Here is a 19,608-nt window from a genome sequence, read left to right as displayed (position 1 = left end):
TCGGACCGCATACTTTGCTGTCAACCCGGTCCCTTCAGCCCAAGGATGATCCATGGTCCGCATTGCCCTGCCCTTGTTCGCGCCGTATGACCGCCATGAGGGTCAATCCAAGCGCGCCCACCTCACCTGTCGCTACAAATGCGGCAGCGCATGCTGGCGAGAGCCCGGAAACACTAGTGACAACGCCTATTTCGGCGACGTCGTGCGAACCGCGGTCTCCCGCCGCGCCGTATTGCGCGGCACGGCCGGAGTCGCGGTCGGCGTCGGAGCGGCGTCACTACTGGCCGCATGCGGCGACGACAGCGCTGGCACCACAACATCGGGACCCGCATCGGTCACCGGATCCGGTGATGGTTCGCAGGGAATGAACTTCACCGTCGTCGAGCCGAATAAACAGGACGCATTGGTCACGTCAGCCGGCTACGAACAGCAGGTCGTAATCCGTTGGGGCGACCCAATTCTGCCCGGCGCGCCGAAATTCGATTTCGAGCGCCAGTCGCCACGGGCACAAGCTCAACAGTTCGGCTACAACAACGACTTCGCCGGACTCATTCCGGTCGAAGATGGTGATGGAAAGGCCGTCGACGGTCACTTCTATTTGGTGTGCAATAACGAGTACACCAACCCCGAACTCATGTTCCACAACTACAACCCCGACAGTCCGACTGATCAGCAAGTCGGCATCTCGATGGCTGCCCACGGCATCAGCATCGTAGAGGTGAAGACAGAATCGGGCAGTGGCAAACTGACCCCGGTCATCGGCGATCGCAATCGTCGAGTCACCGCCGATACTGAGTTCACGCTTGTCGGACCGGCCGCGGGATCTGAATTCGTCAAGACCACCGAAGATCCATCGGGCACCAAACTCCTTGGCACCATTGCCAATTGCTCAGGTGGCCTCACCCCGTGGGGCACCATGCTCTCCGGTGAGGAAAACTACAACAACTACTTTGCCAATGCGTCGAAAGTGACTGACAAGACTGCGGCGGCACACCTCAAGCGCTACAGCTTCGACGATGACGCGGACGAAAACCATTGGGCCCATTACGTTTCCCGCTTTGACCTGGCCAAGGAACCCAACGAGTCGAACCGATTCGGATACGTGGTGGAGGTCAATCCGCACGATCCGAAGTCGACCCCGGTGAAACACTCGGCCCTCGGCAGGGTCAAACACGAATCAGCCAACATCTTCGTCACGAAGGACGGCACCGTCGTCGCGTACACCGGCGACGACGAAAAGTTCGAGTACATCTACAAATTCGTGTCCAGCAAGAAGATCACCACGGGTTCCGCGGCGTCGACGGCCAACGCGAATATGACGATCCTGGATCACGGGACGCTGTACGTCGCACAGTTCAGTGGTGAAACGCCAAAGGAGATCGACGGCACCGGCAAACTCCCGAGCGATGGAAAATTCCACGGATCGGGCACTTGGATTCCACTGCTCGTCGTGGACAACGACGGCAAGGCCGAATCGAAGATCGCGGGAATGTCAGCCGCCGAAGTCGCGGTATTCACCCGGCTCGCCGCCGACCGCGCCGGAGCCACCAAGATGGACCGTCCCGAAGACATCGAGCCGCACCCGGTGACCGGCAAGGTGTACTGCGCGCTGACCAACAACGACAAGCGCGGCACAAAGGGAAAGGCTGGCGTTGACGAGGCCAACCCGCGCAACGAGAACAAGAACGGTCAAGTTCTCGAGATCACCGACAACCACACCGGCACCGACTTCACCTGGGAACTGCTGCTCGTCTGCGGCGACCCCAAGGCTGCCGACACCTACTACGGCGGGTTCGACAAGACTAAGGTCTCGCCCATCTCCTGCCCGGACAATGTCGCCTTCGACCCGCACGGGAACCTCTGGATCTCCACCGACGGCAACGCGCTGAAGAATAACGACGGACTCTTCGCGGTGGCACTCGACGGCGCGAATCGTGGTGAAACCAAACAGTTCCTGACCGTTCCGCGAGGCTCGGAGACATGCGGACCGATCATCACCGAGGATCGCGTCATCGTATGCGTGCAGCATCCCGGTGAAGAAGACGATTACAGCGCCGACCGGCCGTTCTCGCACTGGCCCGACGGCGGCAGCAATCAGCCGCGGCCGAGTGTCGTCGCCGTGTGGAAGCCCGGCGGCAAGATCGGCGTATAACCATGCCAGCCGCAATGGTTTGACTCAGTATTCGTAAAACTCCGGCGACGGGAATCATCGTGACCGGGTGTGCCTTGTCCGGGTATGACCAGTATTGGCGTCGCGCTGTCGACTCCCGGATCCGGCAACGCGGTGGACTATGTCGTTGAGTCAGCACGGACGGCCAAAAGGTCGGGGCTGTCCGGAATCTGGCTTGGACAACGCTTCGACTACGACGCCATCGCGCTTGCCGGCATCGTAGGGCGGGAGGTCGAGGGGATCAGTGTCGGCACTTCCGCCGTTCCGATCTTTGGGCGGCATCCACTGATCGTCGCGGCGCAGGCACAGACAGCGCAGGCAGCGACGCACGGGCGGTTCCACTATGGCATCGCGTTGGGCGCGGCGTCGCTGACCGAGCAGACATTCGACGTCGAATTTCGCCGTCCCGCAAAGCGCTTGGAAGACTTTCTCACGATCACCCGTGACGTGTTCGTCAATGGCGGAGTCGACTACCGAGGCAGCGAGATCACCGCGGTCTCCCCGATTCCGACCGCGTTACCTGGAGCGACCCCCGCACCGCCGCTACTCGTCGCCGCGTTAGGTCCGCGCGCACTCGAGGTATCGGGACGGTTGGCCGACGGGATCCTGCCATTCCTCGCCGGACCGAAAGCACTTGACGGGCATATCATTCCGACTGTTGAGCAAGCGGCGGCAACCGCAGGGCGGCCAGCCCCGCGAGTGGTCGCACTGGTGCCCGCGCTCGTCACCGACGACGCTGGTGCGGGACGTGATGCGCTCGCGGCCGCTACCGAGTTCTATGAACAGATACCGTCGTATCAGCGAGCGATCGAACTAAGCGGCGCGAAGAAGGCAGTGGAGCTTGGACTCGTCGGTTCGGCCGACAAGGTGCTGGCCGGGTTACGGGACTATTTGGCAGCCGGTGCGACCGAAATCGTACTGACGCAGACCGAACTGTTGGGCCCCGATATTCAACGTGCCACCTGGGAAACTGCCGCCGCACTCGGGCGGTAGTACGGCTCACGCTCTGGCAATATCTACTATCGTGGCCGCATTCGACGATGATGAACTCGAGAGGTACTACCGCCGCATCGAGCAACGCACGGCCGAGCGCGACGCCCCACCGGCGGCGAGGCGTTTGCATCGGAGGATCAACGTCGAACACCTGGGCTGCCCGACACCATCGAAGAGCGCGTTCCGCGATCGCACGGAAGCGGCTGCCGCCATCTCTTCGATGTCTTCGGAGACATGGCGCAGCGTCTCGTTGCGCACGTATCGGTGCCAATGCGGCTGGTGGCATCTGACCAGCAGTAGCCGCGGCGACTGACTCCCGCGCCGCCTCTCGAAATACCGGCGACCTGGCGCGACCGCACCGATGACCTATTCCTGCTGACCTCACTCGTACGCATATCCCGGTTGCAGCACGTTGCTCACGACATGTGAGACTCGACACGCAAGAGTCGTGCAGAGCGCGTTTTGTCCGTGTCTGTCCTGGTATTCGACGAGGAGTAATAAGCAGATGATTCAATCGACGATGCAGCAGGGTGAGCTATCGATCGCCCGCCTGGTCGAATACAGCCGACGAGTCTTCCCGGAGGCCAAGATCCGGACATGGACCGGCACGGAACTGTCAGATATATCCTTCGCCGCCGTCGGCGACAAGGCAGCTCAGCTCGCGCACGCGCTTACTAAACTCGGCGTCGAGCGTGGTGATCGGGTCGCCACCTTCATGTGGAACAACAACGAGCATCAGGTGGCCTACGCGGCAGTGCCCGCGATGGGTGCGGTACTACATACCCTCAATCTGCGTCTGTCGCCCGAGCAGGCCGTGTACATCATCAATCACGCCGACGACCGCGTGATCCTGGTCGACGCGTCGCTCGCTCCGATGCTCGCCCAGTATGTTCAAGGCACGCCCCAGGTCGAACACGTCATCGTGACCAACGGTCCTGCTTCGGCGTTCTCGGCTCCCGACGGCATCACGGTCCACCAGTTCGACGAACTGATCGCCGGCGAGGCGACCAGCTACGCGTGGCCAGACGTCGCCGAGAACGACGCAGCCGTGATGTGTTACACCTCGGGTACCACTGGCGACCCGAAGGGCGTTGTCTATTCACATCGCAGCATTTGGCTGCATTCGATGCAGGTGTGTCTTCCCTCGGGTATGGCGCTGTCGAACCGGGACTCAGTTCTCACTATCGTTCCGATGTTTCACGTCATGTCGTGGGGTTTGCCGTTTGCCGCGATGATGTCGGGTATCACATTGATCATGCCCGACCGCTTCTTGCAGCCCGAACCGCTCCTCGCGATCATGGCGGCCGGTCAGCCGACCTTCGCTGCCGCGGTACCGACCATCTGGCAGGGGGTCGCGGCACAGCTCGATGTCGCACCACAAGACATTTCACATCTGCGCGAGGTCGTCGTGGGCGGTGCTGCGGTTCCGCCGTCGATGATCAGAAAGTTCGACACCTATGGCGTCCCCATCGTCCATGCGTGGGGTATGACCGAGACTTCACCACTTGGCTCGGTCGCCCGACCACCGTTCGGTGTTGACAATGAGGACGAAGAATTCGCCTATCGAGTGACGCAGGGACGTTTCCCCGCTTCGGTAGAAGCACGACTGATCGCTGACGATGGTTCCGAACAACCGTGGAATGGCGAGGCGGTTGGCGAGTTGGAGGTGCGCGGACCGTGGATCACCGGCGCGTACTATTCCCCGGACGGTCCGGTCGTCGACGAAGCCAAATTCCATAACGGCTGGTTGCGGACCGGCGACGTCGCGTCGATCAGCCCGGACGGTTTCATGACGATCGTCGACCGAACGAAGGACCTCATCAAGACCGGCGGCGAATGGATCTCCTCGGTCGAGTTGGAAAACACCGTGATGAGTAACCCGGTAGTCGTCGAGGCTGCGGTAGTGGCGGTACCCGACGACAAGTGGGGTGAACGACCGTTTGTCCTCACCGTCGTCAAGAACGACGCTGCGGCGGACGGCGCCGAGCAGCGGGGCTTCCTCGCCGATCTGATCCCCCGCTGGCAGATGCCAGAGCGGTGGGCATTCGTCACTGAGGTCCCCAAGACGTCAGTCGGCAAATTCGACAAGAAGCTGATCCGGGCGCGCTACGCCGACGGCGAATACGACGTCATCGAAAACCACGACTAGACCAACGACGGCAACGGCCCAGATTCGCATAGCGCGAATCTGGGCCGTTGCCGTTCACCCGTTATGACACCGAAGCTGGCGCGGGTCGGGAGCGGGACCAGACGAGATAGCCAGCTCCGACCAATCCAAACCACACCGCGCCCACGATCAGTGCGATACGGCCGCTCTCACTGAAGAACAGCAGCACGAAGACCAGCGCCAGGAAGGCGAGCGCGGCCCAGGTGGTGAACGGCGCGCCGGGTACCCGGTAGTCCGACGCGGGAAGGATCCCGGCGGCGACTCGGCGTCGATACACCATGTGGCACACCAGGATTGTGCCCCACACGACAATGATGCCGACAGTCGAGACCGACGTGATGTAGGTGAATGCGCGCTTCTCATCGACGACGTTGACCAGAACTCCGATAATCATCACGGCAGCGCTGAGCACGATGCCGGTGACCGGCACTTTGCGCGACGACAGCCGATCAAGTTGTTTGGGGGCGTCTCCCTGCTGGGATAACGCACGGAGCATTCGACCGGTGGAGTAGATGCCGGAGTTGCACGACGACAGTGCCGCGGTCAGCAGGATGAAGTTGACCAGTCCGGCGGCGCCGGGGATTCCGATGTACTGGAAGACCGCGACGAAGGGACTCTGTCCCTCCTCGAAATTCCGCCAGCCGCGCACCGACAGAATCACCAGTAGGGCGCCGACGTAGAAGATGCCGATACGGAACGGCACCGAGTTGATCGCTTTGCGCAGGGTGACTCGGGGGTTCTCGGCTTCGCCTGCCGTGACACCGACCAACTCCACCCCAACGTAGGCGAACATGACGATCTGCAGGCTCAGCAGAGCATTGGTGAAGCCGGTGGCGAAGAAGCCGCCGTCGTTCCACAGATTCGTGACCGATGGCCCGACGTCGGGCCCGAGGCCCGCGATCGGCAACAGCACGCCGATTCCGACGATGATCATGCCGAGGATGGCGGTCACTTTGATCGCGGAGAACCAGAATTCGGCCTGCCCGAACAGACGGACGGAAATCAGATTGGCGCCGAACAATACGGCGAGCGCGACCAACGCGGTCACCCACACCGGAATCGATGGCAACCAATAGTTGACGTATTTGCCGGCTACGGTGATCTCGGCCATGCAGGTGGTGGTCCATACCGCCCAATAGGTCCAGCCTTGGGAGAACCCCGCGAAGCGCCCGAGGAACTCGTCGGCGTATTCACTGATACCGCCGGAGATCGGGCGGTAGATCAATAGTTCGCCGAGTGCGCGCATCACGATGAAGATCGCGAGACCGGCGAGCGCGTACGCAAGGATCAGCGCCGGACCTGCCTGCTCGATGGCACCACCGGCCCCGTAGAACAGGCCGGTGCCGATCGCGCCACCGATGGCGATCATCTGCACGGTGCGCGAGTTGAGGCCGCGTTGGTAGCCTTCGTCGCCTTCGGGAATCTCTGTGGGCGCCTGCGTCTTGCTGAGATCTGCCACCCTGACCTCCTTCTCTACGGGTTAATGGACCGTAACTCGGGCTACAACCTATCGGGTCCGCGTGGAGCAGGTCACATCTACCCGCCCAACTCACACGGCGGGCGGCCATTCCGCAACGAAACGGCGCCGACGACCCGAGACGATGGCTCCCGGTGGAGCTATCACTCAGGCGCGTCGGCGCCGCTCAAACGATCAGTCAGCCGCAGCTGCCTCCGTCACCTCCTCCTCCTCCTCCTCCTCCTCCTCCGCTGTCGCAGCCGCCTCCCCAGCCACCACCGGAATCCCCGCCTCCCCAGCTACTTCCAGAATCGCTGCCCCAGCCTCCCCAGCTAGAGGTTGAACCGCCCGAATGGCGACGACTACTGGCGTTTCCGGTGCTGTTGCTTCCGGCGATACCCGCCAGAATTGCCGCGACACCGACGATTACCGCAATAGCCAAAACAACCGTGATCAGAACCCACATCACAATCACCGCCTTCGAACTCTGAAGGTCGGCCCCCTCGGCCGACTTTGGTTCGAGGAGCCTATCTGCAAGATGAGCTTCTACACCGTCAATTTCCTGAGAAATCGGTAACGAATAGATCGGTGGCAAATGGACCGTTTATGCCTGTGTCGCAATCGATTCCGACGCCAGCAAGTCCCGAACCCGCGGTATCACCTGAGTGCCATACAACTCGATGCTCGTCATCAATTGTGAATGCGGCATCGGACCGCTGGCATATTTGAAGTCGAAACGGTTAAGACCAAGTGTCCGAACGGTTTTCGCGATCTTTCGGGCCACCGTCTCGGGTGAACCGACATATTGCGACCCCGATGTCACCTCGGCGAGGAACTGCGATCGGCGCATCGCCGGCCAACCGCGCTCAGCGCCGATCCGATCGTGCATCACCTTGGCGTGCGGCCACGCCTGCTCGAGTGCCAGGTCGTCGGTTTCGGCGATATGCCCAGGTGAATGGGCGCCGAGCGGCATTGGCGCGGTTAATCCGACGTCAGGGCCCAGCTGTTCCTGTGCGCGTTTGTAGAGATCGACATATGGCACGAACCTGGCAGGATCACCGCCGATGATCGCGAGCATCATCGGGATGTTGTAGCGCACCGACCTCACCACCGACTCTGGTGAGCCGCCGACACCGATCCACGCTGTCAGCTGTCCCGAATCAGTCTTGGGATAAACATCTTTGTCCACCAACGGCGCGCGATGCTTCCCCGACCACGTCACCGGACCTTCTTTGCGCAGTGCGGCGAAGAGGTCCAACTTCTCCTCGAAGAGCATTTCGTAATCGTCGAGGTCGAATCCGAAAAGCGGAAACGACTCGGTGAACGATCCGCGGCCGAGAATCACCTCGGCCCGGCCCGACGACGCGGCGTCGAGGGTCGCGAAACGTTCATAGACGCGCACAGCATCGTCGGAACTGAGCACTGTGACGGCGGTGCCGAGTCTGATGCGTTTGGTCTGGCCCGCGATGGCGGCCAATACGACGTCCGGTGCACTGATGGAGAAGTCGTCGCGATGGTGTTCGCCAACGCCGAAGAAGTCGACACCGACTTCGTCAGCGAGGACGGCCTCGCCGATGACGTCGCGGATCACCTGTGGGTAGGTGGTTCGGGCGCCGGTCTCATCGACGGTGACGTCGCCGAAGGTGTCGAGCCCGAGTTCAACCTGTTGGTTCGTGGTCATGCGGTGTCCCCTCTCGTTGGGAATTCATCACCCACAACATAACCGGACCGTGGTCCTATTCCGCCTCAGGCTTCGGCCTGTTCGATCAGAATCGTGGGAACAACCAGCGATCGGTCTCGCATGGTGCATACCCGCGTTCCGGGTTTGTGCCCGGCGTGAATTTCACTGACGTCGAAGCCTTTCTCGCGCAACACTTCTCGGCTTGTTTCGATATCGCCGACACGCCATGCGATGCCCCAGAAGGTGATCGCTTCCTCGACATCCGGCTTCACCACGACCTCCACGATGAGATCCCGATCGCGGAAGAAGAGCTGACTGACTTCGCCTCCCTGCTCAGAGCCCGCGCCTCCCGGGATGACTTGAGCCAGCCGAAAATCAAGCCCGAGAGTTGCGCCGAACAACGCGGTCGCATGATCCCGATTCGCAGCCAGGAAAACCAGATGATCGATGGCCAGTATGCCGGCGAGACTGTCACGCTCAGTCGACGAAGGCGCGGTGGCGGCGATGCCGATGGGAAGACCACGAGCGCGAACGCCCAGCAAGCCGGGATCGAGGGTAAGACCGCGCCGGGTAAGCAGACGAGACGCGGATTCGACATCGTCGACGCCGAAGAGGACGAGATTTTCGGCGCGATCGTCCGCTACAACACGGACTTGAGCATTCGGCAACGACCACGCGTCGGCGTCGGTCGCGCCCAGGAGGTTTCGGTAAGCGTCCAGCGTTTCGTCGGTTCCGGTGAGTATCACTTCGGCGAGTCCCATGCCGTCACTGTAGCGACGGCGTCGGTCGTACCGAGAAATTGAGCAAGAACGGTCATGCGTCCGAACGAGGCGGTGACCGATAATCGATATATGAGCCCACTCGACGCCGCATCGCGACCCGATCCGTGGCGTCGTTTGCTCGACGCCGTGCTCAATGCCGACAATCACTCACTCGAGGAGATGGCCGACGGCGCCGACACCTCGCCGTTTCACTTCACCCGGCAAGTCCGTCGCGGCTCGGGTGAGCCACCGATTGCGTTGCGGCGCAGGATAACTCTCGAACGAGCCGCGTGGCTGATCCAACGCGGGACCTCGGTCACCGACTGCGCCTTCGATTCCGGCTATGAATCGGTCGAGGGATTCTCCCGTGCGTTCGCCCGCGCCTTTGGACATCCTCCGACCGCGATGCCACCTGCCACCGATCGAGGACACTGGCTGCCCGCACCGAACGGATTGCACTTCCACTCCCCGACCGTCCTCTACGTCGACGCCGGAACCGCGAATGAGCACTCAGCGGGTGACGTTGTGGCACTGATGGTTCGCCACGATCTTGACGACACACGGGAACTCCTGAGCGTCTGTGGGTCCGTCAACACCGACGACTACCGGCGGTCGCGTCTCGTCGGTCATCAGGTGTTGCCGTGGCACGGCCCGGAGGAGTCGATCGCGGCGGTCGCGACTCGTCTCGTGCGCACCAAGTTGCCCTGGCTCGCGACCGTCGAAGGCAGCCCGGCTCCCGATCTCGACGGCCCCGACGACGTGGCGTCACTGCGCGGCGAACACGAGCGCATCGCACCGCGTTGGCTCGCATTGATTCGAGAGATCGAGCGCGCGGACGCTTGGACGGACGTTGTCATCGACGCGCTATGCGATCCACCGGAGTCATTCCTGATGTCGCAGATCGTCGCTCACGAACTCACCTTCGCCGCGCACCGTCGACAGCTTATCCGCTGGATGCTCTCCGACGCCGGCATCGAATTATCAACTGCAACAATCGATCCCGACCCTATCATGTGGCATCGCCGTAGCTGGCACGCCGAATCCTGACGATGTTCAACCAGAACTCCCGTCGATCACAACCGCAAGGACGACCATGACTCGCTTCCGCTACTTCACCGCCGCTTCCCTCGACGGCTTCCTCGCCGACGACGACGATAACCTCGACTGGTTGATGACTCAGCCGATAGACGAGGACGGCCCGCTGAACTATTCCGAGTTCATCGCCGGCATCGGCGCCCTGGTGATGGGCGCGACTACTTATCAGTGGGTGGTCGAACACAACGCGACATCGGGTGAGAGCTGGCAATACACCCAACCCACGTGGGTGTTCACTCACCGCCAGCTCGCGCCAGTCGTCGACAATGTGACGATCGCCGCCGGCGCCGCGATCGATTTCCGGCAGACCCTCGCTGAGGCGGCTGACGGCAAAGACGTGTGGATTGTCGGCGGCGGCGATCTCGCCGCCCAGTTCGCCGATGCGGGAATGCTCGACGAGGTGCTGGTGTCGTTCGCTCCGGTTACGTTAGGCGGCGGACGACCACTGTTCACCAGGGCCTATGACTTCGAACTCCGCGAGGTGGATCGTAATGGCGCGTTCGTCGTCGCGCGGTACGACGTGGTTGGCGCGCGCGGACGGAATTAGTCGCCGGGCGCGAGCAGTCCAGGCGGCGGATTGTCGCCGAGGTCGCGCACTTCTTTGGGCAGGATGAATATGCCCTCAGCCTCCGCGCGAACGACGTCGTCGACGACGACCCGTCCGGTGACGAAGGTCTTGACGCCCTCGACCCGGTCAACCGACGCCTGTATACGCACCGGCCCCAGCGGTGTGCCCTTGCGATAGCGGATGCTCAGGGTGCCGGTCATGCCTGGTGCCCCGGCATTGACGGCCGCATCGCCGAGAACCTGGTCGAGCATGGCCGCGATGATGCCGCCGTGCACCAGCGTCGGCGGTCCTTCATATTGCGGGCCGAGGACGACATCGGCGAAGGTGAGATCCTCGTCATGCCTGATGTCGAGCGGCGGTGCAACCGGATTACGCAGTCCCACAACGGCATTGCCCCACGTTCGGCGCTTGCCCTCGGCTGTCCAGCGCACACCGAACGACCCTGTGATGGCGGTGCCACTCAACAGTGCGGTTGCCTCTTTGATGAGTTCGGTGGCCTTGGCCACCTCGGGCGCCGCCACCTCGGTCAACACTGTAGCCGCGACCAATTCGCGTACCCGTTCGGCTAGCGGGCCATATAGCTGTGCGGCCGCTTCGACCTCCGCCGGAGTCAAGTCATCCATCACATGTCCGAACATTCGCGACTCTCCTTATGCTGACCACTTCTAGAACACGTTACAGTTCCGTTGACGGTTGGGTCGCGGAGTACCGTTTCTGACCATGACTGAAACTGCCACCGCCGCACCCAGTACCTCGCTGGACTGGAAAGCCTTCACCGTCGTCATCGCCGACGACATCGCCGAAGTCACTCTCATCGGGCCGGGTAAAGGCAATGCGATGGGGCCTGACTTCTGGTCAGAACTTCCGGTCCTATTCCGTCAGCTCGATGCCGACCCCGCGGTGCGGGCCGTTGTTGTCACTGGCTCCGGGAAACATTTCTCATTCGGTCTCGACCTGCCTGCCATGGCCGGCACGTTGGCGCCGGTCTTGGCCGATGGGGCCAAAGCGGCGCCGCGGACCTCATTCCACGACCACCTGCTGGAGATGCAGTCGGGAATCAATGCTGTCGCGGAATGCCGCAAGCCAGTGATCGCCGCAGTCAGCGGCTGGTGCATCGGCGGCGGCGTCGACCTCATCAGCGCCGCGGATATCCGCTATGCGAGTTCTGATGCCAAATTCAGCATCCGTGAGGTCCGGGTGGCGATTGTCGCCGACATGGGATCACTGGCACGCCTGCCAGCAATCATCGGCGACGGCCATTTCCGCGAATTGGCGCTGACCGGGAAGGACATCGACGCCGCGCGCGCCGAACGCATCCAGCTGGTCAACGACGTCTTCGAGACGCCGGACGCCGCGCTGGCGGCCGCACGTGCCACCGCCCGCGAGATCGCCGACAACGCGCCCCTGGTCGTCCAAGGTGTCAAAAGCGTGCTCGAGCGCACCCGTGCGAATGAAATCGCCGACGCGCTGCGCTATGTCGCGGTGTGGAATGCCGCCTTCCTGCCCAGCACCGACATCACCGAAGCAATGACCGCGGTATTCGAGAAGCGACAGCCCCGCTATCGGGGCGAGTAGCACAGCACCCACATCAGGCCGCGTCGAGAGATCTACCGTCAGTCCTTGCGTGCCAACCGGAACACTGGAATCTTGCGTTCGGTGCGCGTCGTATACAAGGTGAAATTCGGCCAGACCCCTACGAGGGTCTGCCAGCCGGCGTCGTAGTCAGCGCCGGCAAGTTCGGCAACCGCTACCTCGGCGACGAGGCCACGGACACCGACCTCGGCCTTGTCGGTTGCGCGCAAATTGAACACCCAAGCGGGCGTGCGGTGATCGCCGAAATACGATCCGGCCACCAACCAACCACCGTCGACCGGCGCGCATAACAACCGAGTGGAACGGCGTACTCCCGACTTGCGTCCCACCACGAACAACGTGATGTTGGGCAATCCGGCGATGTCGAGTAGGGCAACGCGATTGCGGCTGACTCGTTGAATCGCCTTGTCGCAGCGCACAATCACCGGCAAGAACCGGGGCAACCAGCTGATACTGCCGACCCGGATCGCCAAGGGCGTCAAGAAACTCATGGTCAGCAGTGTACTTTCAGCAGATGGCAGTGCGAATCTCCGTCGACGGCGGACAGTCCGGTACTCGAATCCGGCTGCCCGGCCGAGACGACCTCGACGTCGGGCCCATTCGAACCGATCGGCCAGTCGTCGGGCAGGTTGCCGACTATCTCCACCAAGCGGTGTCCGATGGCGTCCCCGGCGATGCGGAATATGAACTGGCGGTGGGTATTTCAGGACTAACCCCGGCACACGCTCAACCGGCCGAGCTGCTATCGCAGTGCCGCGATATCGGCGTGATGCGGGTAGCGCTGGCCCACGACTCGGTATCGGCATATCTCGGTAGCAACGGATGGGCTTATGGCGCCGTCGTCGCGGTCGGTACCGGGATCGTCGGACTCGGCGTTTCCGCACACGCGATCACCCGTGTCGACGGGTGGGGATACATGTTCGGCGACGCGGGCAGCGCGTATTGGATCGGTCGTGCGGGGATTGACGCCGCCCTGCGCGCCTTTGATAAGCGTGGCCCGACAACGGCTTTGGAGGCCCTGGCCGTCGAACGCTTCGGACCGCTACCTGAGCTGTACGTGTCGCTGCAATCGGATGCCGATCGAGTGTCTAAGGTGGCGGCCTTCGCCGTGCTAGTGGCGCAGGCCGCCGACAACGGCGATGAGCTTGCCACACAGGTCATTTCCCGTGCCGCCGATGAATTGGCACATACCGCGTGCGTTTCGGCGCTGCGCGATCATCTGGAGTGGACCACCCCGCCGCGTATCAGCTGGACCGGAAAGGTGTTGACCGCCAACGATTCACTGCGCGGAAGATTCCTCGAGCAGGTGCGCGCGACAATTCCCGACGCAGATATCGCCGAACCGTTGGGTAAGCCCCTAGACGGTGTCGGGAGATTATTCGACGCACCGGCCGGGCACCCGCTGAGACAGCAGGTGCACCGAGCCGATATCGCGACTTAGTCGTCCGGAGTAAAGGTCGGCGTGGAGGCCGTCAGATCGACGGTGCCGTTGAGGTATTCGCTCGTGTCGTCGGTCTGAGCGCCCTCATAGGTTGAGGTGTAGGCGAATGTCCAACTCACGCTGCCGGAGACCTTGACCTTATTGGCGTCGTCATAGTCGAACCGGAACGTCAGCTCGCTGAGGTCAGTCGGCTTGGTCCAGCGGACACTGCCGGGCACCGCCGAGCGATAGGTGTACTGACCACAGCCCGGCCGGTCGGTGCTCGCCTTGAACTGCTTCGACGTCGCGCAATTGGTGAAGTACGTGTCCAGCGCGGTGTTCACTACCTGCTTACCCTTGGAACTCAGCGTTGTCTCGAGGGAGGGGTAGAAGTAGTCCTCGGGACCGAGCGGAAACTCTTTACGGGTATCCGACACGGTGATATTCGCATTCGACGATCCCCAGACCAGCGGACCGGGAAACGCGTACACCTTGGTGTCATCGGAAACATCAACGCCGAACAACGACAGCCCGGGTGCCTTACTGCTGCTGTTGAGAGTGATGTCCAGAGCACCCTTCGCGACCCGCCAGGCGTCGCCGGACTTGCGCACCTGAATATCCTCGTCGACATTCTTGTCGCCGTGTTTATACGTCGCGTTCACCATCGCGAGACTGCCAACCGAGTTATCCGGCTTACGCACCGTGATTTCAGTGATCGGCGCGATCTCGCGCTGCTTCTTGACGATCTCGTCGGTCAGCAATTTGTCCGACGCCGGTGTCACCGAGACGCTCAGTGCCTTCTTCGCGTCACCGGAAGCTAGCGCGTTGAGATAGGTCTCGACTGCGGCTTCGGGGCTGCCGGATTCGTCATCGCCACCGGCAAAGACGACGATCAATGAGATGACGAGCACGATGACAAGGAGCGCGCCGCCGATGCCAAGACCGATGAAGAGTCCCTTGTTGCTCTTCTTCGGCGGCTGAGCGCCACCTGAACCCCAGGCCGACGCTGCCGGTCCCTGCGGGCCAGGCTGACCGAACTGCTGCGGACCTGACGGTCCGTACCCGGCCGACGGATCCTGCCCGTACCCCTGCTGAGGCTGCTGAGCAGACCACAAATCGCCGGTATTGGTTGGGTACTGCTCGGCACCTGAGTACTGCGCGTCGCTGAATGGTGCGCCGGGTACTTGCTGGCCACCGGATGCGTTGATCTGCGTCTGTGCCCACTGCTGGTCGGGCGGCAGCGGCGGCTGGTTAGGGTCCTGCGGGTTCGTCATTGCTCTGTATCCTGTTCAGGTGCGTTGCCCACTGTTGGCGCAAGCGCCCGGGTCAACGAATCGGCCAATAGTCGAGCGAACGCCGCTGGATCCTCCAGCTCGCCACCTTCGGCTATCAAGGCCATACCGTAAACCAGCTTCGCCGAGTTCACGAGTTCGACACGATCGGCATCTGCGGAATACGCCGTTCGTAGCGCTGCCACCAACGGATGCCCCGGGTTTAGTTCCAATGCCCGCTTCGACCGCGGAATGGGCTGGCCAGAGGCTCGATAGAGCTTCTCCAACTGCGGCGACATACTGAACGCATCACCTACGAGCACTGCGGCAGACTCGGTGAGACGGGCCGAAACTCGCGCTTCAGTGATGTCGTCGGACAACGCCTCCCCAAGCCATGTCAGCAGGTCAGCGAACTCTTCGTTGCGTTTGGCCTGTGCCTCGTCGGCTGCCTTCTTCTCCTCGTCGGTGTCGCCGGCATCAAGATCGACCGCGCCTTTCGCGATCGACTGGAATCGGTGACAGTTGTACTCGCCAACTCCGTCGACCCACATTTCGTCAACCGGATCCGATAGCAATAGGACTTCAAATCCTTTGGCGCGCAACGCTTCCATATGCGGAGAGCTCTCGATCTGGGTGCGCGATTCGCCAGTCATGTAGTAGATGACGTCCTGGCCCGATTTGAAGCGCGTGATGTAGTCGTCGAGTGTGGTGAACCCCTCATCGGCTGTCGTCGACTCGAATGACGCCGCTTTGAGGATCGCGTCCTTGTTATCCGGGTCGTTGACGAGGCCTTCCTTGAACACCCGACCGAACTGGGTCCAAAAGGTCTGGTAGTCCTCGGGTCGGGACGACTGCAGGTCGGTGACCGTCGAAATGACCTTCTTGGTCAGGCGACGACGAATGGCGCGAATCTGGCGATCCTGCTGAAGTATCTCGCGCGAGACGTTGAGAGACAGATCCGCGGCGTCGACGACTCCCTTGACGAAGCGCAGATACTCCGGCAGTAGGTTGTCGTCGTCTTCCATGATGAACACGCGCTTGACGTAGAGATGGATGCCGCCGCTGCGTTCGCGCATGAATAGGTCGAACGGCGCCTGGCTCGGGATAAACAGCAGCGCTTGGTATTCGAAAGTGCCCTCGGCCTTGAGCGTGATGATCTCCAGGGGGCTATCCCACGCATGACTCACGTGGCGATAGAAATCCGCGTACTCCTCGTCGGAGACCTCGTCGCGCGATTTGGCCCACAATGCCTTACGCGAGTTGATGGTTTCGATTTCGGTGATCGTCTCGGGCGATGCGTCGACCTCGGCATCGGTCGAATCATCGTCGGATTCCGGCTTGGGAGCAGGCTTTTCCACCTCGATGCGGATGGGCCAACTGATGAAGTCGCTGTAGCGCTTGACCAGCTCACGTAGTTTGTGTTCGCTGGTGTAGTCGTACAGGTGATTCTCGTCGTCGGCCGGCTTGAGATGGAGCGTGACCGACGTACCCTGCGGAGCGTCGGGCGCTTCGTCAATCGTGTAGGTGCCTCCGCCGGTTGACTGCCACCGCGTGCCGATGGTCTCACCGGCGCGTTTGGTTACCAACGTGACGGTGTCGGCCACCATGAATGTCGAGTAGAAGCCGATACCGAACTGGCCGATCAATTCCTGCGATGCCGCTGCGTCTTTGGCCTGCGCCAGTTTCGCGCGAAGTTCGCCAGTGCCCGAACGGGCCAACGTTCCGATAAGTCCGATGACGTCGTCGCGGCTCATCCCGATGCCGTTGTCGGCGATGGTGAGGGTGCGCAATTCGTCATTGGTGTCGAGCATGATGTGCAGGTCCGACGTGTCGACGTCGAGTTCCTTGTCCTGCAGGGATTCGATGCGAAGTTTGTCCAGCGCGTCAGATGAGTTGGAGATCAACTCTCGCAGGAAACTGTCCTTGTTGGAGTACACCGAATGGACCATCAGGTCCAGAAGTTGTTGTGTCTGGGCCTGAAACTCGTAGGTTTCGGACTGGGAACTCATCGAATGACCCTCCGCGAAATACTTGACTGGCAATTGTGCTGGCGTAATCCCTCCACCGAGTGGGTGGGCCGATACACCTGGCCCACACGCGAAATCGGTTGTGAGCGCGGCATTAGTCTAGCGACCTGCTCGGACACCTTTGCGGGGCGGCTATGGTGGAGCAACCTGAGATCTTGGGCGAACGACAAGGAGCAGTTGGTGACGTTCGACGGGCAACTGCCGCGTATTGTCGGTGTGCACGCACATCCCGACGACGAATCGATCTGGACCGGCGGTATCTTGGCCCGGCACGTCGGACGGGGCGGCATCGCTGACACGATTACCTGCACCTGGGCGACCGGCACGCATCGGCATCGCGAACTGATTACCGCACTGGGCAAGCTCGGCGTCGACCGCCCGCCCGCGATGCTCGGCTACGCCGACGGCGGAGTGCCCGAGTCCGCACCTGATCAACCCCGCTTCGTCGAAGCGCCATTCGATGAAAGCGTCGGCTCGGTGGTGGAACATCTTCGGCGACTACAGCCCGATATCGTCGTTACCTACGACGCCTACGGCGTGTACGGCCATCCAGACCATATCCACGCCCATCGAGTGGCGCTGGCGGCGGTCGAAGCGGCGGCCGACTCACACCTCTTCCCTGGTCGCGGTTCGGCGTGGCAGGTCAAATCGCTGTATTTCGTGACGATCGGCACCGAGCAGATGGACGGCGGGTGGGGCGGGCTCGTCGCCAAGACGACGGACCCGTCGACGCTTCCCGGTACGCCGCCGGACCGAATCGACGTCGTTGCCGACGTCCGCGACTGGCTTGCCGTCAAGTGGGGCGCCATCCAGGCGCATCAGTCGGAATTCAATCGCAGTCGCACTCTCAAGTCGATGGCGGCTCTGGAACCAGCGGCCCTGGCGCAGCTGATGGGCGTTGAGTGTTTCCAGCGCCGAGACTTGGTCTCGGGCGGGTGCGACCTGTTGTAGACGCACGCCGCAGTTGATCGACGTTTCACCGGGTGGTGGCCGGGTCGTCGACAACCGAGATGGCAGTTGTTTCGTCGGTCGGCAGTTCGTCAACCGGGTGGGCCAATCCCCTGCGCTTCGCGTACCAACCGACCGCCCCGACTACCAGCGCGATGGTTGCCAACTGCAGCACCGCCCCGCCGATTAGCGGCGCGCGGGGACCGAAGGTTTCGGCAAGCCAGCCCATTAGCGGTGAGCCGAGCGGGGTGCCACCCATCATGACCATCGTGTACAGCGCCATCACTCGACCTCGCACATGATCAGCGGCGTTGGTCTGCACGAACATATTGGTGGCGGTCATAGTGAGCAGGCCGGCCAGCCCAACCAGCGGCAGGCTCAGTGCGTAGGTGAGATAAGACGGTGTCAGGCCGCTCACGGCGAGGATCAGTCCGAAAATCACGGCGGTGCCGAGCACGAATCTCAACCGAGGGGCAGATTGCCGCCGCGCGGCCAATAGCGCACCGAGTAGCGATCCGATGCCCAATACCGAGCCGAGGATTCCATAGGACTGGGCGCCCAGGTGAAATTCCTGCTGCACCATGACCGCGTTGGTGAGCTGAAAGTTGAGGGCGAAGGTGCCGACAGAGAAGCCGACGCCCAGTGCGATCAGCAGCTCCGGACGATCCGCCACATACCGAAAGCCTTCGCGCAGTTGACCTTTCGCGCGTCGAGCAGGTGCCGACCGGTTCAGCTTCGATGCGTCCAATAGCGCCAGCGCGGCGAGCATGGCGATATAGCTGAGCGCGTTAGTCAGGATCGCCCAACCGCTCCCCCATACCGCGATGATCAGACCGGCCAGCCCGGGACCGATGAGACGGGCAACATTGAAGGAGGTGCTGTTCAGTCCGATGGCGTTGGTCAGATGCTCTCGCCCGGCCACTTCGGTCACGAAAGACTGTCGCGCCGGGACGTCGACGGCCGATCCGATGCCGAAGATCAATGCAATGGCGTAAACGTGCCAGGTGGTCGCTACGCCAGTGACCGCCAGGATGCCGAGCACCAAAGCCGATATAGCCATCCAGGTCTGGGTAATGGCAAGCAGGACACGCTTATCCATCCGATCGGCGAGTAGCCCACCCATCGGCGAGAGGATGAGAGCCGGAAGGAACTGGAGTGCGGTGGTAATGCCCACCGCCACTGCCGAACCGCCTGAAAGCTGAAGCACGAGCCAGTCCTGGGCCACCCGCTGAATCCAGGTGCCGATATTGGAGATGACCGCACCGACGAAATAAGTGCGATAGTTGGGGATAGCAAGTGAGGCGAACATTCTCGACTTCGCCAATTCCACCAGCTGCCACCTCTGCCTCGGTCTGTTCAATTCACTGTTTCGGTCAACGTGCAAAAGCCTCGCCGTTATTCCCGACGCACCTCCGCTGGCGTGCCATGACCCGACCGATGGCATACTCCGACTATCTG

17 protein-coding genes are annotated in these 19,608 nt (G+C 61.9%); 9 read left to right on the top strand and 8 right to left on the bottom strand.

Annotation, left to right across the window (positions count from 1 at the left end; genetic code table 11):
• Positions 1-52 precede the first annotated feature (52 nt).
• The 4 genes from AAFP29_RS13085 to AAFP29_RS13070 all read left to right on the top strand — a co-directional run bounded on the left by AAFP29_RS13085 (position 53) and on the right by AAFP29_RS13070 (position 5,312).
• Positions 53-2,152 (top strand): PhoX family protein, encoded by a 2,100-nt coding sequence (locus AAFP29_RS13085; protein WP_419217790.1) that lies wholly within the window; start codon positions 53-55, stop codon positions 2,150-2,152.
• 84 nt (positions 2,153-2,236) lie between these two features.
• Positions 2,237-3,163 carry a TIGR03564 family F420-dependent LLM class oxidoreductase gene (locus AAFP29_RS13080; protein WP_419217789.1) on the top strand — a complete coding sequence of 309 codons (927 nt, stop codon included), beginning with the start codon at positions 2,237-2,239 and terminating at the stop codon, positions 3,161-3,163.
• 31 nt (positions 3,164-3,194) lie between these two features.
• On the top strand, positions 3,195-3,476 hold the full coding sequence (locus AAFP29_RS13075; protein ID WP_419217788.1) for a hypothetical protein: 282 nt from the start codon (positions 3,195-3,197) through the stop codon (positions 3,474-3,476).
• Positions 3,477-3,668: 192 nt separating this feature from the next.
• The gene (locus AAFP29_RS13070; RefSeq protein WP_419217787.1) at positions 3,669-5,312 is read left to right on the top strand and encodes a long-chain fatty acid--CoA ligase; all 1,644 of its coding nucleotides are present in this window, start codon (positions 3,669-3,671) and stop codon (positions 5,310-5,312) included.
• Between the two features lie 61 nt (positions 5,313-5,373).
• Here the strand turns inward: AAFP29_RS13070 and AAFP29_RS13065 are convergent, their stop codons facing one another.
• From AAFP29_RS13065 to AAFP29_RS13055, 3 genes are all read right to left on the bottom strand, one after another.
• Entirely contained in the window at positions 5,374-6,789 is a 1,416-nt protein-coding gene (locus tag AAFP29_RS13065) for an amino acid permease (RefSeq protein WP_419217786.1), read from the bottom strand.
• A 601-nt stretch (positions 6,790-7,390) separates the two neighbouring features.
• Entirely contained in the window at positions 7,391-8,467 is a 1,077-nt protein-coding gene (locus AAFP29_RS13060; RefSeq protein ID WP_419217785.1) for an LLM class flavin-dependent oxidoreductase, read from the bottom strand.
• A 65-nt stretch (positions 8,468-8,532) separates the two neighbouring features.
• Complete coding sequence (locus tag AAFP29_RS13055; RefSeq protein ID WP_419217784.1) at positions 8,533-9,228, bottom strand: VOC family protein; 696 nt, start codon at positions 9,226-9,228, stop codon at positions 8,533-8,535.
• 90 nt (positions 9,229-9,318) lie between these two features.
• Here AAFP29_RS13055 and AAFP29_RS13050 point away from each other — a divergent pair, with 90 nt between their 5' ends.
• Positions 9,319-10,275 (top strand): helix-turn-helix domain-containing protein, encoded by a 957-nt coding sequence (locus AAFP29_RS13050; protein ID WP_419217783.1) that lies wholly within the window; start codon positions 9,319-9,321, stop codon positions 10,273-10,275.
• Between the two features lie 46 nt (positions 10,276-10,321).
• The gene (locus AAFP29_RS13045) at positions 10,322-10,870 is read left to right on the top strand and encodes a dihydrofolate reductase family protein (RefSeq protein ID WP_419217782.1); all 549 of its coding nucleotides are present in this window, start codon (positions 10,322-10,324) and stop codon (positions 10,868-10,870) included.
• Here the strand turns inward: AAFP29_RS13045 and AAFP29_RS13040 are convergent.
• Complete coding sequence (locus tag AAFP29_RS13040; protein WP_419217781.1) at positions 10,867-11,529, bottom strand: PaaI family thioesterase; 663 nt, start codon at positions 11,527-11,529, stop codon at positions 10,867-10,869. The two genes, AAFP29_RS13045 and AAFP29_RS13040, sit on opposite strands and share 4 nt — an antisense overlap.
• An 82-nt stretch (positions 11,530-11,611) precedes the next feature.
• On the opposite strand from AAFP29_RS13040, the gene AAFP29_RS13035 reads away from it, so the two are divergent.
• On the top strand, positions 11,612-12,466 hold the full coding sequence (locus AAFP29_RS13035; protein WP_419217780.1) for a crotonase/enoyl-CoA hydratase family protein: 855 nt from the start codon (positions 11,612-11,614) through the stop codon (positions 12,464-12,466).
• A 38-nt stretch (positions 12,467-12,504) separates the two neighbouring features.
• Here the strand turns inward: AAFP29_RS13035 and AAFP29_RS13030 are convergent, their stop codons facing one another.
• On the bottom strand, positions 12,505-12,975 hold the full coding sequence (locus tag AAFP29_RS13030; RefSeq protein ID WP_419217779.1) for a nitroreductase family deazaflavin-dependent oxidoreductase: 471 nt from the start codon (positions 12,973-12,975) through the stop codon (positions 12,505-12,507).
• Between the two features lie 23 nt (positions 12,976-12,998).
• Here AAFP29_RS13030 and AAFP29_RS13025 point away from each other — a divergent pair, with 23 nt between their 5' ends.
• Positions 12,999-13,925 carry an N-acetylglucosamine kinase gene (locus tag AAFP29_RS13025; protein WP_419217778.1) on the top strand — a complete coding sequence of 309 codons (927 nt, stop codon included), beginning with the start codon at positions 12,999-13,001 and terminating at the stop codon, positions 13,923-13,925.
• Here the strand turns inward: AAFP29_RS13025 and AAFP29_RS13020 are convergent.
• Together AAFP29_RS13020 and htpG are read right to left on the bottom strand one after the other, a co-directional pair.
• Entirely contained in the window at positions 13,922-15,178 is a 1,257-nt protein-coding gene (locus AAFP29_RS13020) for a hypothetical protein (protein ID WP_419217777.1), read from the bottom strand. The genes AAFP29_RS13025 and AAFP29_RS13020 overlap by 4 nt on opposite strands.
• Complete coding sequence (gene htpG, locus AAFP29_RS13015; RefSeq protein ID WP_419217776.1) at positions 15,175-17,184, bottom strand: molecular chaperone HtpG; 2,010 nt, start codon at positions 17,182-17,184, stop codon at positions 15,175-15,177. Before htpG ends, AAFP29_RS13020 begins: the two co-directional genes overlap by 4 nt.
• 198 nt (positions 17,185-17,382) lie before the next feature.
• Here htpG and AAFP29_RS13010 point away from each other — a divergent pair, with 198 nt between their 5' ends.
• Complete coding sequence (locus tag AAFP29_RS13010) at positions 17,383-18,153, top strand: PIG-L family deacetylase (protein ID WP_419217775.1); 771 nt, start codon at positions 17,383-17,385, stop codon at positions 18,151-18,153.
• Positions 18,154-18,178: 25 nt separating this feature from the next.
• Here AAFP29_RS13010 and AAFP29_RS13005 read toward each other — a convergent pair whose 3' ends face one another.
• The gene (locus tag AAFP29_RS13005; protein ID WP_419218096.1) at positions 18,179-19,459 is read right to left on the bottom strand and encodes an MFS transporter; all 1,281 of its coding nucleotides are present in this window, start codon (positions 19,457-19,459) and stop codon (positions 18,179-18,181) included.
• Positions 19,460-19,608: the final 149 nt, after the last annotated feature.

Source organism: Gordonia sp. CPCC 205333 (genome assembly GCF_048537885.1).
GTDB lineage: Bacteria > Actinomycetota > Actinomycetes > Mycobacteriales > Mycobacteriaceae > Gordonia.
The sequence above is the reverse complement of the archived record's forward strand: the minus strand, read 5'-3'. Positions and strand labels throughout refer to the sequence as shown.